Origin of the sequence: Pantoea sp. JZ29 (genome assembly GCF_035190385.1) — a bacterium.
Taxonomy (GTDB): Bacteria; Pseudomonadota; Gammaproteobacteria; order Enterobacterales; family Enterobacteriaceae; genus Pantoea; species Pantoea stewartii.
The window spans coordinates 621,120-634,586 of the sequence record NZ_CP045241.1; the positions used below are offsets into that span (position 1 = coordinate 621,120).

A 13,467-nucleotide genomic window follows, 5' to 3' on the forward strand; every position below is an offset into this window, starting at 1 on the left:
ATTAATGAATACTGGTTTTCAGCAGGGCGCTCTGTTGATGGCGTGCGATAGCCAGTTCAATCAGTCGGGTAATCAGGTCCTGATAGCTCAGGCCCGCCGCCTGCCACAGTTTGGGATACATGCTGATATTGGTGAAACCGGGTAGTGTATTCACTTCGTTGATCACGATTTCGCCTTCCTCGGTATAAAACACGTCGACACGCGCCATGCCAAAGCATTCCAGTGTGGTAAATGCCTTAATCGCTACCTGGCGAATCGCCGCATCGACGTCCGGTGGGATGGCGGCAGGAATAACCGTTTGTGCGCCGGTTTCGCTGATGTACTTTGTGTCGTAGGAATAGAAGCCTTCTTTCACCACCACTTCGCCACACGGGCTGGCCTGTGGCTCTTCGTTACCCAGCACCGCACATTCGATCTCCCGGCCTTTAATAGCTTTTTCAATCAGGGCTTTACGATCGAACGTAAACGCCATTTCCAGCGCGGGCAGGAGCGCTGCGGCATGGGTCACTTTACTTACGCCCACCGAAGAGCCCTGATTGGCAGGCTTAACAAACAGCGGCAGGCCGAAGCGGGCGATGACGGCTTCGGTGTCCAGTTGGTTCAGCTGTGAAGACGTGACGCTCAGCCAGGGGGCAACCTGCAAGCCGGCATCGCGTAACAGGCGCTTGGTGAAATCCTTGTCCATGCTGACCGCCGACCCCAGCACATCCGACCCGACAAAGGGCAGCGACGCCATGCGCAGTAACCCCTGCAACGCGCCATCTTCGCCTTGCGTACCGTGAACCACCGGAAAAATGACATCCAGCTGTGACAGGGAATGCGCATCGTCACGGGCAATGAGTGGCTGCTCAGGTTCGCCGGGAATCAGGGCAATCTGTTTTGCCGTGCGATTGAGGGCAATAAGTGACGGATTTTCTGCATTCAGCAGGAAGCTGGAGGCGTCATTGAGGTGCCATTGCCCTTGTTTGTCGATACCCAATAGCACGACCTCAAACCGGGTCTTATCAATGGCATCAACGATATTTTTTGCTGACTGCAACGATACTTCATGTTCTGAAGATTTCCCGCCAAAGACGATGCCAACCCGCTGTTTTTTCATCAAAGGTATCCACATAAACGCAAATCACTACCATAGCATGCGCATTGTCATAAAAAACAGCCGGATGAACGAGAGCGCCTTCTGTTGTGCGTCGTGATCAGCACGCCGGGCAAGGTCGGAGAGAAAAGAGGAGACACGCGATTCAGAACGCTTGCAACGCTTCATTACTTCGCAAGGAGTAGCGCCTGAATTTCTTTCAGCGTACTCCTCAACACGGGGTTAACGGACTGACGTATATTTAAGAAAGAATCTGCCATCGAATAACTGGATTATTTTGTTTAAGGCAAAATAATTAACTACTCTTATAGCGGTATTGCGTGCGGGGCCACTATGATTGATGCCAGCTCAGATGACGCCTCAACACGGTGAGAATCTGCACACAGGTAAAAAAGTGTCGCTTGCTGCCTGCGGATGAATACTGCCACTCATTCAGTACTGTAGAGAACAAAAGTGACGTTTATTCTGCCCTTTGTCTGGCTGATTAGCGTTTACTATCTGCATAATTTATTCTCAGCACATCCCGTTATGTATCGCAGAAAAATCCATCTTCGAACGTTACTCACCGCGTTATCGATAGGAAGTGTCATTGTGACTTCCGGCTTGCTGCTGGGCGCGCTGTTTCTTTTTCAAAAAAGTAATATTGAAGAGTCGCTGCTGGACAGCAATATTGCCTATGCCCGTAAGCTGGCCGACACCACCGATCATTATCTTGCCATTGCCCAACGTGAACTGGCCTGGAGCGCCGGTCAGATCGCTGACCTGAATAACGTTCAGCTGTTACATCGCGAAACTACGCGCCTGTTACAACAGTCAGGTTTTTTCAACTCGGTAGTCGTGCTGGATAACCATTCCATTATCGCCTCCCTCTCGCCTGAAAGCCTGTCTCTGCTGGGTGTTAAGGTGGACACCGCTGAAACGGAACAGGCGAATAAGCTACAAAAACCGTTTATTTCTTCGCCTTTTATCTCACCCTCGGGCAACTATGTGGTCTTTATCTCGCATCCCCTGTTTGCGTATGACGGTCATTATCTCGGCTTTATTGGGGGAACGATTTACCTGAAAAAACAGAGTATGTTGAGTGACATCCTGAGCCAGCATTATTACGGTGATGGCACATCGGTCAGTATTGTCAGTGATGATGGCACGATTATTTTCAGTCAGGATCCGACGCGTGTCGGGACGCGCATGGCGTTAAGTCAGCCGTTACAGAAACGCCTGGCGGCCACGATGAGCGGCCAGTTTATGATTCAGGACGCGGGCAAAAAGTACCTTATCGGTTACGCCAGCCTGCAAAAAACGGACTGGAATATCTTTATGTCCGGTACCTCAGAAACGGTAAATGGCCTGATGATGCATACGGCCAGAAATGCCTTCTGGTTTATTCTGATCATCATCGTCCTGACTGCAACCTGCATGGCCTTTCTGGCGTCCCGCATCTCTTATCCGCTGGAAAAACTGGCAGGCATGGTGCGTGACGGGGGAAGTGAGGCCAGCCCGGATCCGCTGTCATCCGTTAACACCTGGTACAACGAAGCTGACAGATTAAGAGAAGCGGTTCAGCATCACCGGCGTGCGGTCGCCGGGCATGTTGCGGACCTGAACGATAAAGCCATGACCGATCCGCTGACCGGATTAAATAACCGTCGCGGTTTCTATGCACAGGCGGCTCAGCACCGCGAGGAGCCTGTGCAGAGTGCGATTGCCATCGATATCGATCACTTTAAAATCATCAACGATCGCTATGGACACGATGCTGGCGACAAAGTCCTGGTGAGCCTGGCGGGTTTGTTAAGAAAGCGCTGCCGTACGCTGGATGTAATCAGCCGGTTCGGCGGCGAAGAGTTTGTGCTGCTGCTGCCGGGCACCTCTATGGGCGACGCGGCCGCAATGGCAGAACGCATCCGTGAGGCCGTCAGTCATACGGTGTTCCCGTTTATCAACAGCATGACGGTTTCCCTCGGCGTCGCTACCTTAAACGGTTTGGGCGACGACGCCTCACTGCTCAGGCGAGCAGATGAAGCGTTGTACGCGGCAAAAGACGAAGGCCGTAACTGCGTCATGGTGAACCATGAGGGGAACATTTCTCGCTATCCTGCCAGGTAACGCCGTGGGCGTGAACCCAACGGCGTCTTAACACATTTCGCGGAGTTTCCAGTGCAGCCAGTGGTCCAGTTCGCTGTCTGCCAGGGGACGGGAATAGAAAAAACCCTGGGCCTGATCGCAGCCATATTCCGTTAACGCTTCCACGGTATCGACACATTCCACGCCTTCGGCCAGTACCACATAATCCAGCTCTTTCAGCATGGTAATAATATTACGAGCAATAATGCGTGAGGCCATATCGGATGAAAGCTCACTAATTAGCGAACGGTCCAGCTTGATCACATCCAGCGGCATCCGGCGCAGATAACTGATATTGCTGTAGCCGGTACCAAAATCATCAAGAGAAATGCCAAAGCCGCGCAGTTTCAGCATCTCAAGCCCCCGCATGGACGAGGGGCTCTCAACAATGCGCTCCGTTTCCAGACACTCGATTCCCAGCAGGGAGGTGGGGAGTTTTGCCTTAAGCATTTTCTCTTCCAGACTATCCGCAAAACCGTCAAGCGAGAAATCGCGCTCACTCACATTAATCGTAACAGGCAACTGGATACAGCTGTTGCGCAGGCGCTTCAGGCGGGCGATAACGTTGTCAATCACCCATGATGTCAGGGCAGTAAGGGTTTCGGTCTGCTCGGCAAGCGGGATGAAAGTGGCCGGTGAGAGTTCGCCTCGTTCAGGATGATGCCATCGAATCAGGGCTTCAAGCCCGATGGGTTTACCGCTTTGCAGGCAAATTTTAGGCTGATAAACCAGATAAAGGCCCACATCTTCGCGCAGCGCGCGCGCCAGATCGTTGATTAACGTGAAATCCTGCGTACGTCTGATATCCGTGGCTTCACTAAAGCGTAAAGAGGGTAAACCGCGCCCAATGGCCTCGTGCAAGGCGCTGACCGCCTGGCGCAGGGTTTCATGGGGCGGGAAAATACCGGAGACGAAATCGACCTCGCCGGTGTGGGTGCTGAGCCCCACTGACAGGCCTTCACCCAGGTCGGCGCTGATGCCTTCCATCTGACAGGCGACCCAGTGCGCACTGATGCGGCTGTCCGCACGCGTCAGCACCGCAAAACGCCCGGTGGCAACAGTATAAATAATGTCACTGGCCGCAGGACGCAGCCGAAGGGGCAAAAGGGTAGCGACATCCTTGAGCAGGCTTTCAACGGGCCCCATGCCCATCGACCGGGCCAGTTCATAGGCGCGCGGCATATCAATACAGTCAATCAGGACCAGGCGGCGTAAGGTTGTATCGCCTGCTGCCGATAAATAATGCATGTCACGAATCAGGCGCTGGCGGTTGGGCAGCCCGGTCACCGGGTCGACAAAGCCCGCAGAATGCCAGGCCTCCAGAAACGACATCACTAATGATGACAGTAACTGAAGCGTCGTAATTTGTGAGGCGCTGAAGGGGTGCGGTTGAACATCCGTGACGCACAGCGTACCCAGGTTTATGCCATCACGGTTTTTCAGTGGGACGCCCGCATAAAACCGAATAAAGGGCGCCCCAACGATCAGGGGATGGGCCGCAAAGCGGCTGTCGAGATAGGTATCAGGCACGACGACGGCGGTATCACCATCTACCGCATAGCGACAAAGTGAATCCTCCCGGGACGAACGTTCCAGCTTAAAATTGTGTGAGGCACGCACATACTGAAACTCATCATCAATGATAGAAATAAAACTGCCGGGAATGTTCAGTGCCTGACTGGCCAGTCTGACAAATTTTCTCAGTATGTCATCCCGACTTTCATCAGGATGACGAAGTGCCTCAAGGGCACGGATGCGGCGTTCAGGATCGCCGTCGAGACTCATAAGCATGTGTGTCCTCCGCTCCGTACTGATAACGGCGCGAAATTAAAAAGAAAAAGTGTCGGATAGAAGCACCGCAACGCTGGCCAAAGGGCGCGAAAGGAAAAACAGGAAATAATTTTATTTTCACTAAATAATAGGCGTGTTCTGGGTTTATGTCTCTTTTTATTTTCTTTAATAAATTTCTTAGTTATGAACGATGCACACATTTAATCAATTTTTACGTTTTATTTTTTCATTAACACTGCCACAATTATTTTTATAAAGAGTAGCGCGCTATTGTTTTGCCCGCAACTATTAGGCATGAATATTTTTATTGACGTTTTTACACAGCCACACCGGGGAAATACTATGAATATTCTAAAAAATTTTACGATAAGACGTGTCGTCTTATGGATACTCATTATCGCCGTGATCGTCATTGCGCTTGCGGGTGCCTATGGTTCGGTGATTCTCAAAGACATTAATCGGGAAGTTACGCGCAGTAACAGCCTGACAGAGCAGCTTATTTTCCTCAATCGTGCCAGTTTGCAGATGCAGGAGAATGCGACAGCGAATCGTGCTGCGCTGGCGGCAGACGTGCCTGCGGGTGATGAGTGGCAGCGCTACCGTGCCGCGCTGACCAGCGCGCCACAGGATTATCCTGCGGCTGCGCAGGAAAGACTCCGTGCTCTGACGCAGCAGATTTCCAGCAATAACGCGCCGCTGAGCGTAGAGCATCAGAGACTGGTAGAACTCTTTTTGATTACGTTGGCTGCGGTCACGGGGCTGCTTTTCTTTTGTGACCGCTATCTGGTTGTCCATCTTGTTCGCCCCGTAGCAAAACTGCGTAATCACTTCCGCATCATTGCTGACGGCGATCTGACCCAGGAACCCGAAGATCTTGGTCGGAATTGTGTCGGGCAAATGGTGCCGTTACTTAAAGAAATGCAACAAAGTTTGCTGAAGACCGTTCTGGCGATTCGCGACAATGCATCCGTGTTACGGGATGAGGCCAGCGATATCGCTAAAGGCAATGCCGATCTGTCGAACAGGACGGCGACTCAGGCAGCCGCGCTGGAAGAAACGGCGGCCAGCATGGAGCAGTTAACCGCGACCGTGCGCTATAACGCAGAAAACAGCCGTGAAGCGCGCGCGCTGTCAGGCATCACTGCGCAAACCACTCAGCAGGGCGAACAACTGGTGAAAACGGTGGTTGGCGCGATGGAAGGCCTGTCTGTGGGCGCAGAAAAAATACGTCAGTTTACGGCTACCATTAATGGTATTGCGTTCCAGACCAATATTCTGGCGCTCAATGCCGCCGTCGAGGCGGCGCGCGCCGGAGAGCAGGGGCGCGGTTTTGCTGTAGTGGCCAGCGAAGTACGCTCTCTGGCGCAACGCAGTGCCGAAGCGGCGAAAGAGATTGAAGGGTTAATTGCGGATACGGTCGCCGGTATCAGTCAAGGACGTGATGCGGCCAACACGGCGGGCAGCACGATGGAAGAGGTGTTACGTAACGTCGGCAGCGTGAACGACCTGATTGGTCAGATTGCTCTGGCTTCCGAAGAACAGAGTAAAGGTATTTCTCAGGTCACACTCGCCGTAGCGGAAATTGACCGGGTTACGCAGCAAAACAGCAGTCTGGTGCAGACTATCTCAGCCTCTGCGGAAAGCATGAGCAGCCAGACTGAGACACTGACCAGCGTCATTACACGGTTTACACTGCCCGTGACAACCTCGTCTGTTGTCCGTTCAGCCAGCCATAAGGCCACGCAACCTCTTCGTCCTTCGGTCTCTGTGGCGACAAAAGATGATGCGGCCTGGATTGCGTTTGGCAAATAAAGATATATAAGCCAGCCGGTGGTCTGTTTTTCAATTGAAAATAACCACTGAGGTTTTCATGCCCCCGCCTTATGGCGGGGGAATTTATTGTTGAACGTCCTGTTTTAAATTTATATTTCCTTACATCTTACGTTACGAAATAAACTCAAATTATTGGTTTTTTTAAAAGTCATGCCGTTTCGCTTAAGGGAAAGTGATATAAGTTGATCAAAGCATAGATTCGGACCCATAAAATTCCTGCCAGAACGGCCTTCCCTCGATTGACATTTCCCCTGTTAAGATTAAGTATTCTTATGAAATGTGTGCTGCGGCGGTGGCTGATGACCGTGTGAGAGAACCGATACGGGCTGCGCTAAGGCACTGTTACCCTAAGTCAACAACAGGGAGCCTGGTTTGGGAAATTCAATCGTCCGACGGCCCGTGCCCGTCCAGAATAACGTCCGGGAGCTGCGTATTGCGGCAGGTCTGTCACAGGAGGGCGCAGCCGAACGCTTTGATCTTAGCTTGCGCGCTTGGCAGACAAAAGAAGCCACGGCGAAAGTCGCGTTACTGAGTCAGGGCGAGTATGAATTGCTGCTGCTGTTGGCAGGCAAGCATCCCTATTATGAACTGGTGCCACAGTCCAAAAAATAGCGATTTTTACCGTTTTACACAGATAAGCAGCCTCAGACTATGAAGTTCATCTCTGAGAGGACGATAACAGTAAAAACGGGGTCGAAGTTAAAGGCGATCCCGTGATCAGAGCAGATGACTGAGATTGGGATTTTTGCTGTACAGGCGGGCCTTTGTTGCGGTTTCAGGTTGGCAGATGACGTTTACCTGGTTCTGTCTGATTGCAGGCGTCCTCTTTTTACTGTGAGATGCCCGGCCACAGTATACGACCTCAGGAGGACATACTCTGAAGCACTCAACCGAAAACGGCGCTGAAGAAGCGCGCTTGCGTGCGCTGGCCCAGTATCACCTGATGGACACGCCGCCGAATGAAGCGTTCGATCGCCTGACGATTCTGGCCGCGCGACTGTTTAGCGTGCCGGTGGCGTTTGTGTCGCTGATTGATGAAAAACGCCAGTTTTTCAAGTCTCGCTATGGTCTGCAGATTACTGAAACCTCGCGGAGCGTGGCGTTCTGCCATCATACGCTTGAGAGTGACTCGATTCTTTGTGTGCCTGACGCACTCAACGATCCCCGCTTCTGTAACAGCCCGCTGGTGCTGGGTTATCCCTATATTCGATTCTATGCTGGCGTCCCGCTGATTACGCCCGACGGGCACAGAATTGGGACATTATGTCTGACCGATAATCATCCCCGCCCTGCAATGAGTCCAACGGATCGTCAGAACCTGACCGATCTGGCTGCGCTGGTGATGGACCGCATGGAGGTTCATCGTATGGAGGTGCTGCGCCATGCCAGTCAGCAGCGGCTTGAAGCCATATCGGTCACCTCGCCTGATGCCATTATTTGTACCGATCTGAATCGCGGGATTACATTCTGGAACCCTGCCGCGACCAACATGTTTGGCTATGACGCCAGCGAAATGATGGGAAAATATGTCGCCGGACTGATCCCGGAACGCTGCCAGACCGACTACCGCAACGAACTTGATCGGCTTGAGCATGACGATGACGCGATCGCAGTCCCTCGTACTCTGCAGATTTGGGGGAAACGCTGCAACGGTGAAGAGTTTCCGGCAGAAGTTTCTTTCTCGGGCTGGCGCGAAGGGGAGGAACGCTATGTCGGCATGATTATCCGTGATGTTACGCTGCGTTATGAAAGCGAGGCGCGACTGTGTGAGCTGGCGTCACTGGATATGCTGACGCGTCTTGCCAGCCGCAGTGCGTTTATGACCCAACTCAGTAAGCTGACGGAATCCGGCGTACCTTATACCTTGCTGATGACGGATTTAGACAGTTTTAAAGAGGTGAACGATACACTAGGCCATGCCGCAGGCGATGCCTTGCTGTGCCATGTGGCTGAGCAGATTCGCGCGGTTTGTACCCATGCGATTGCGGCAGCCCGACTTGGCGGCGATGAGTTTATTGTCCTGCTACCCAATGGTTGCGATGAGGCCATGGGGATAGCGCATATACTCACTGCGGCCATCCAGATGCCATTTGATTACATGGGATCGGTGCTGACGGTGGGAGCCAGCACCGGTGTGGCCTGTTTTCCCTTACATGGCACCGACACGTCATCGGTCATGTCAGCCGCCGATTTAGCGCTGTACCGCGCCAAAGCGCGCGGGAAAGGCCAGTCTGTTCTCTTTCAGCCTGAATTTCGTGAGGCGGAACAGGGACGACGCCGTTTTGAGCGTGAACTGGAAGCTGCGGTACGTCAGCATCAGTTCGTTCTGCATTACCAGCCGCGTTTTAATGGGGCCGATGGGACATTGATCGGCTGCGAAGCACTGGTGCGCTGGATGCATCCCGCGCGTGGCATCCTTTTTCCCGCTGAGTTTATTGATATGCTGATTAAAAGTCCGCTGTCAGTCAAACTTGGGGAGTGGATCATTCAGTCCGCTGTCAGTCAAATTAAGCAGTGGCGGCGTCAACACGCTGCCTTGCGTGTCAGTATTAATCTGTTCCCACGTCAGTTGCTGGAAACGGGCCTGGCCGATGTTATCCGTCACTGTGCCGGAGAAGATGCAGGCTTTATCGAACTGGAAATCGATGAACCGCTGCTTACCGACGCCGATGAGACAAAATTACAGGTTCTGGATGCGGTTAAAAATACAGGGGCGTTATTTATCATCGACCATTTTGGTCGCAGCCTGGCCTCGCTCAGCCTGTTGCAGCATCGCTGTGTTGCCGGTCTCAAGATAGATAAATCGCTGACGGGCCAACTTGAGCAGAGCAACAAAGCCCGACTGCTGTTTAACGCGATTGCTTCGTTAGGCAAAAATATGGGCATCACGGTCGCGGCTGAAGGCATTGAGAACCGTGCACAGCATGAATTCATTTGTGCTGCGGCATGTGACATTTTACAGGGCAAACAGATGGGGGCACCCGTCAGCGCGCCTCGCTTCGAAAAGCTTTATGTTACGCCGCTCAATTGCCCCCAACCCTGATTTGCTGTTCTTCTGGAGTTAACGCTCAGGGTCCTGAGCGTTAACGAAGATGACGCTGTCCTGACCGATGAGGCAGAAAAAACGGCACCGCGAGGATGCCGAAGTGAGCAACGTTTGTCAGGACAATCATTGTGATAATCAACTCACACTAAGATTATCGGCCCTGTGCCAGTAAGATTGAGCGAACCGATGACACGTTTGTGAAAACGTGACGCGACGCAGGTTTTAAGCGGTCTGAGGGCATTTATCCGCAAAAAAAGAGAGAGGCATTTCAGGTATAGAGAAAATTTATTTGATCCCGGGTGGCGACAATCCAAAGCGTGAACTAGTGTAATAACGCTGTTTGGAAGTCATTTAGGATTTCCCTGAGAACTCCGGCCCGGCCCTTTAACGAGGTTCGGGCATTTTTTTGCACTTTAAACAGCGCCTTGCCTCTCTGTTGCACGTTCAACGCGTCAGGGAAGGCCGTAAAACCTGCTTGCAGGCCAGCGCTGACGACAGCCCGTTTCCTGTGCATAACGACAGAGGACAGAGTAAGAGAGGGAAGGGCATTAACGTCAGCGTGGTAATGGTGAGTCGAGAGGCAGGTAAGCAGGCGCGTGTAACGTTTATTGCCTGAAGAGCAGCGTCAGAAGTTCACGATAATGTGACGCATCGTCCTCATTCGTTGCCGTTTCAAGACAACCAATCAGCTTCAGACAGATGATGCGTCGACTCACAGGCTTATTTTCCCGAAGAATTTCGACTGCGATCCTGCCAAGTGTTTCAAGTTGATGTGGGTGATCAATCTGGCTGAAATAATGGGCCAGATTGCTGGTTTTTCCTGAGGGCGGCAAACCGTCCTGGCGCATAGTGTTCCTTGAAGCTGAGTAGGAGTATTTGTGCGCAAGTTAACCGATCCTGGGGGCCGCTGTACAGCAGTATTACCGATTACTGGCGAGAGAAAGGTTGCCAGCCGTCTGGCTTAGATCTGGCAGGGTAAAGCGGCGATATGTAAGGCGGGCACTGGCGCTTCAGAGCTGGCTGACAGCGGCGACTGGCTTCCCATTGTGCGTGAATATTTCAGTCTGTGATAAGAGCATAAACGCCGCTAAATGAACAGGCACAGGCATGGCGCACGTTAATAATAACGTTTTAGTGCGAAGCATTACCGAAGAGAATAACATCATCATTAGCAGGGTTTTATTCATGGGCGTAAACAGTCGCCAGGAAGTATAACCATCAGCGCCACAACAAAAAATATTAATACTGCTCTTACAAAATGCTGAACGATAATATCTCGACGTTGACGGATATCTGTCTTTACGTGCCTTTGAAAATACACGCATAACGCCGGGCCAGGCCTGGCAAGGCCTGCAGGTGTTGTCAGGCGTACTGTAGATATATTCAGAATAGTCTTTATCAGACAGCATTCAGGCCAGGAATTTAATAAATTTATTGCAATTCATTAAGTTAAAACAGGCATTTCAAAAGTATCATTTTTATCACTTCAGGCTACTATTCTTTCGGCAGAAAAAGGCTTTTGTCATCTGTTTGATTATTACTAGAATGTGAAAAACAATAGTGATTAATTGCCCGATTGAGGAGCGTAAAGTGTTATTTCACGACGATGAGAAAAGTCATGTCATTCTTGGCGAAGCGGTGGTCAATCTTGCCCTTGGTGAGAAAGAAATTAGTATTGATACACTCATTGCGGAGCTCAATATGATGGCCGAGTCAGAAACCTGTGATAACAGATTAGCCGATATTTTTTCGGCGCGACGCTGGCTAAAGCAGTTCAGACCTTCACCCGTCAGGAGGGATTCCGGCCTGCGCTGGTTAATGACAGCCAGTCAGGAAGGAAAAACAGATGAAAATGTTATTCGTCTTAATCCGGAAGAGGATGACGACCGTGCATAGCCAAACGTTGGCAAGTTAGTCAAGAAAAGGTAATCAATGACCTCTCTGCCTCTGCTTTACCGCCTCGCCTCTGCCCTGTGGTGTAATCACAACGCTGTAAGACGGTTAGCTTTCTGATATTTACGCAAGTGACTGTTAAGTATGATATAGCACTTTATGCACAATAACCCTGCCAGCCAGTTAAGAGAATTCCTGTACAATTTTCCAGATGTTGTATAAGTTTAGTGAACATTGCGTTGACTAACGTTTATACTATTTCTCATTTGGGAGATTCATGATGCGTCAGAACGAAAATACGTCCAATACGGTTCACGATATTGCCCGTTACTTTGGCAACGACACGCTCCCTTCCGAAAAAGCGACGCTGGGTCAGGTCATCGTGGAGATCCTTCATGCAGGCAAAAGCCTTAACCGTAAGGCCATTTGTAGCGCGCTGATTCGTCGACTGAGTCAGTCGGCCAGTCCGCTTGAAGAGCAACATTATCAGAAACTGATCAGTATGCTTTTTGACCGCTGAACACTGCGACGCACACGTGCATTCACGTCCCGCAGCAGTAATCTGATTGGTCAAATAAGCAGGTCACCAGAGGCCTGAGCATTTGAGGCTGGTTTGCCCGGTTACAGGGGCACAATGTCATCAGGAATGCGGGTATGCAAAAAGATAAACAAGAGAAACTTATTGAAATTGTCATGGGCGAGGCGATTACCGCGTTGCTTGACAGCAATGACACCATCAGTGGTGCGACACTGGCAAACAGACTTAAGATCATTCTCCGGGATGAAACTCACGACGAGCGGCACGAGGCTATTGAAATGGCGCTTACGGAAGTTCGCAACGAGTTTGCCTCCGCACGTGACCCGATTGATGCCACCGTACTGGCATTTGGTCAGAGCATTCCGGACAACAGTCGTAAGCACTAAGTCTGGGCGGCCTTCAGGGCGATGCATGCAGGGTAAAAACGCAGCGGTTGCTGGTATGCACGCAGGATTGCAGCACTGAACAGTCAGTATGACGTCACTTACCTTCACAGATACAGATTAAGAAGATCATCATGCCGAATACTATCGACATTGAGCAAAACACGACAGAAGCAGAAATACTGCATCTCTTTCGCCGTGCGGGTGACACACTTCAGGCTGAAAATGCAGTGCTGGATGCGGTGATTCGTGACATCGTCATTCAGGGGCAAAAGGTGACCAGTAAGGCCATCATCATACGTCTGATTGCCGAACTGGAATGCACGGAAGATAGCAATGAGTTGGCCGTGTTACGCCATTGCCTGGAAATTGTTGTGGGGCGAACATCCTCCAGGGACGATGCGTAAGATACAGCCTGCGCGGTCTCGCTGAATCTGTCATGGAATAAAAGCGCATCGCCCTGTACTGATAAAGCGGTATCGGTACCACCGCTAGTCCGGTGCTTCATCATCTTAATGAAACTGTCGGGAAAGCAGGCGTATCGCTTCCTGACACGCTTTCTTTTCAAGCTGCTCTGTGCTCTGTTCACTGTAATTATGCAGTGAACTGACAATATCCTGAAGATGGAGCTCGCCATCGGGTTTAAGCAAACGCGCAACTATCGTACCAATAATGGTATAGATGTCTTGCATGGCGGTGTCATCACTCATTCGACCTCCGTCAGCGAAAACGTGCCTTTATTAATCAGCGCGTCGGTTATGTG

The 13,467-nt window shown here is 51.3% G+C and carries 12 protein-coding genes; 8 read left to right on the forward strand and 4 right to left on the reverse strand.

Annotated elements, in window-relative coordinates; all coding sequences use genetic code 11:
- Position 1: 1 nt before the first annotated feature.
- Positions 2-1,099, reverse strand: coding sequence for a D-alanine--D-alanine ligase (gene ddlA / locus GC090_RS02990; protein WP_033739964.1), 1,098 nt, complete (start codon positions 1,097-1,099; stop codon positions 2-4).
- A gap of 525 nt (positions 1,100-1,624) precedes the next feature.
- Between ddlA and GC090_RS02995 the strand changes: the two genes are divergently transcribed.
- On the forward strand, positions 1,625-3,202 hold the full coding sequence (locus GC090_RS02995; RefSeq protein ID WP_324021513.1) for a sensor domain-containing diguanylate cyclase: 1,578 nt from the start codon (positions 1,625-1,627) through the stop codon (positions 3,200-3,202).
- A gap of 27 nt (positions 3,203-3,229) precedes the next feature.
- On the opposite strand, the gene GC090_RS03000 is transcribed toward GC090_RS02995, so the two are convergent.
- On the reverse strand, positions 3,230-5,011 hold the full coding sequence (locus GC090_RS03000) for a GGDEF and EAL domain-containing protein (RefSeq protein ID WP_006118233.1): 1,782 nt from the start codon (positions 5,009-5,011) through the stop codon (positions 3,230-3,232).
- 342 nt (positions 5,012-5,353) lie between these two features.
- Between GC090_RS03000 and GC090_RS03005 the strand changes: the two genes are divergently transcribed.
- From GC090_RS03005 to GC090_RS03015, 3 genes are all read left to right on the forward strand, one after another.
- Positions 5,354-6,823, forward strand: coding sequence for a methyl-accepting chemotaxis protein (locus GC090_RS03005; protein WP_039341927.1), 1,470 nt, complete (start codon positions 5,354-5,356; stop codon positions 6,821-6,823).
- A gap of 393 nt (positions 6,824-7,216) precedes the next feature.
- Entirely contained in the window at positions 7,217-7,456 is a 240-nt protein-coding gene (locus GC090_RS03010; RefSeq protein ID WP_033739962.1) for a hypothetical protein, read from the forward strand.
- Between the two features lie 331 nt (positions 7,457-7,787).
- A complete protein-coding gene (locus GC090_RS03015; RefSeq protein WP_226375587.1) occupies positions 7,788-9,887 on the forward strand; it encodes a sensor domain-containing phosphodiesterase in 2,100 nt (699 codons plus the stop codon).
- 608 nt (positions 9,888-10,495) lie between these two features.
- Here GC090_RS03015 and GC090_RS03020 read toward each other — a convergent pair.
- Positions 10,496-10,738: a biofilm development regulator YmgB/AriR family protein gene (locus GC090_RS03020; RefSeq protein WP_033739960.1), complete on the reverse strand. Its 243-nt coding sequence runs from the start codon at positions 10,736-10,738 to the stop codon at positions 10,496-10,498.
- A 742-nt stretch (positions 10,739-11,480) separates the two neighbouring features.
- Between GC090_RS03020 and GC090_RS03025 the strand changes: the two genes are divergently transcribed.
- The 4 genes from GC090_RS03025 (at position 11,481) to GC090_RS03040 (ending at position 13,111) form a co-directional block, all read left to right on the forward strand.
- On the forward strand, positions 11,481-11,786 hold the full coding sequence (locus tag GC090_RS03025; RefSeq protein ID WP_033739956.1) for a hypothetical protein: 306 nt from the start codon (positions 11,481-11,483) through the stop codon (positions 11,784-11,786).
- Between the two features lie 277 nt (positions 11,787-12,063).
- Positions 12,064-12,303 carry a regulatory protein YcgZ gene (gene ycgZ, locus GC090_RS03030; RefSeq protein WP_033739954.1) on the forward strand — a complete coding sequence of 80 codons (240 nt, stop codon included), beginning with the start codon at positions 12,064-12,066 and terminating at the stop codon, positions 12,301-12,303.
- Between the two features lie 134 nt (positions 12,304-12,437).
- Positions 12,438-12,707 carry a hypothetical protein gene (locus GC090_RS03035; protein ID WP_324020824.1) on the forward strand — a complete coding sequence of 90 codons (270 nt, stop codon included), beginning with the start codon at positions 12,438-12,440 and terminating at the stop codon, positions 12,705-12,707.
- Positions 12,708-12,838: 131 nt separating this feature from the next.
- Positions 12,839-13,111 carry a biofilm development regulator YmgB/AriR family protein gene (locus tag GC090_RS03040; RefSeq protein ID WP_058702158.1) on the forward strand — a complete coding sequence of 91 codons (273 nt, stop codon included), beginning with the start codon at positions 12,839-12,841 and terminating at the stop codon, positions 13,109-13,111.
- A 105-nt stretch (positions 13,112-13,216) separates the two neighbouring features.
- Here GC090_RS03040 and GC090_RS03045 read toward each other — a convergent pair whose 3' ends face one another.
- Positions 13,217-13,414 (reverse strand): hypothetical protein, encoded by a 198-nt coding sequence (locus GC090_RS03045; RefSeq protein WP_033739941.1) that lies wholly within the window; start codon positions 13,412-13,414, stop codon positions 13,217-13,219.
- Between the last annotated feature and the right edge of the window lie 53 nt (positions 13,415-13,467).

Coding starts and splice junctions, on each gene's coding strand:
- ddlA (WP_033739964.1), bottom strand. CDS start 1,099: ATGAAAAAACAGCGGGTTGGCATCGTCTTTGGCGGGAAATCTTCAGAA.
- GC090_RS02995 (WP_324021513.1), top strand. CDS start 1,625: ATGTATCGCAGAAAAATCCATCTTCGAACGTTACTCACCGCGTTATCG.
- GC090_RS03000 (WP_006118233.1), bottom strand. CDS start 5,011: ATGCTTATGAGTCTCGACGGCGATCCTGAACGCCGCATCCGTGCCCTT.
- GC090_RS03005 (WP_039341927.1), top strand. CDS start 5,354: ATGAATATTCTAAAAAATTTTACGATAAGACGTGTCGTCTTATGGATA.
- GC090_RS03015 (WP_226375587.1), top strand. CDS start 7,788: ATGGACACGCCGCCGAATGAAGCGTTCGATCGCCTGACGATTCTGGCC.
- GC090_RS03020 (WP_033739960.1), bottom strand. CDS start 10,738: ATGCGCCAGGACGGTTTGCCGCCCTCAGGAAAAACCAGCAATCTGGCC.
- ycgZ (WP_033739954.1), top strand. CDS start 12,064: ATGCGTCAGAACGAAAATACGTCCAATACGGTTCACGATATTGCCCGT.
- GC090_RS03035 (WP_324020824.1), top strand. CDS start 12,438: ATGCAAAAAGATAAACAAGAGAAACTTATTGAAATTGTCATGGGCGAG.
- GC090_RS03040 (WP_058702158.1), top strand. CDS start 12,839: ATGCCGAATACTATCGACATTGAGCAAAACACGACAGAAGCAGAAATA.
- GC090_RS03045 (WP_033739941.1), bottom strand. CDS start 13,414: ATGAGTGATGACACCGCCATGCAAGACATCTATACCATTATTGGTACG.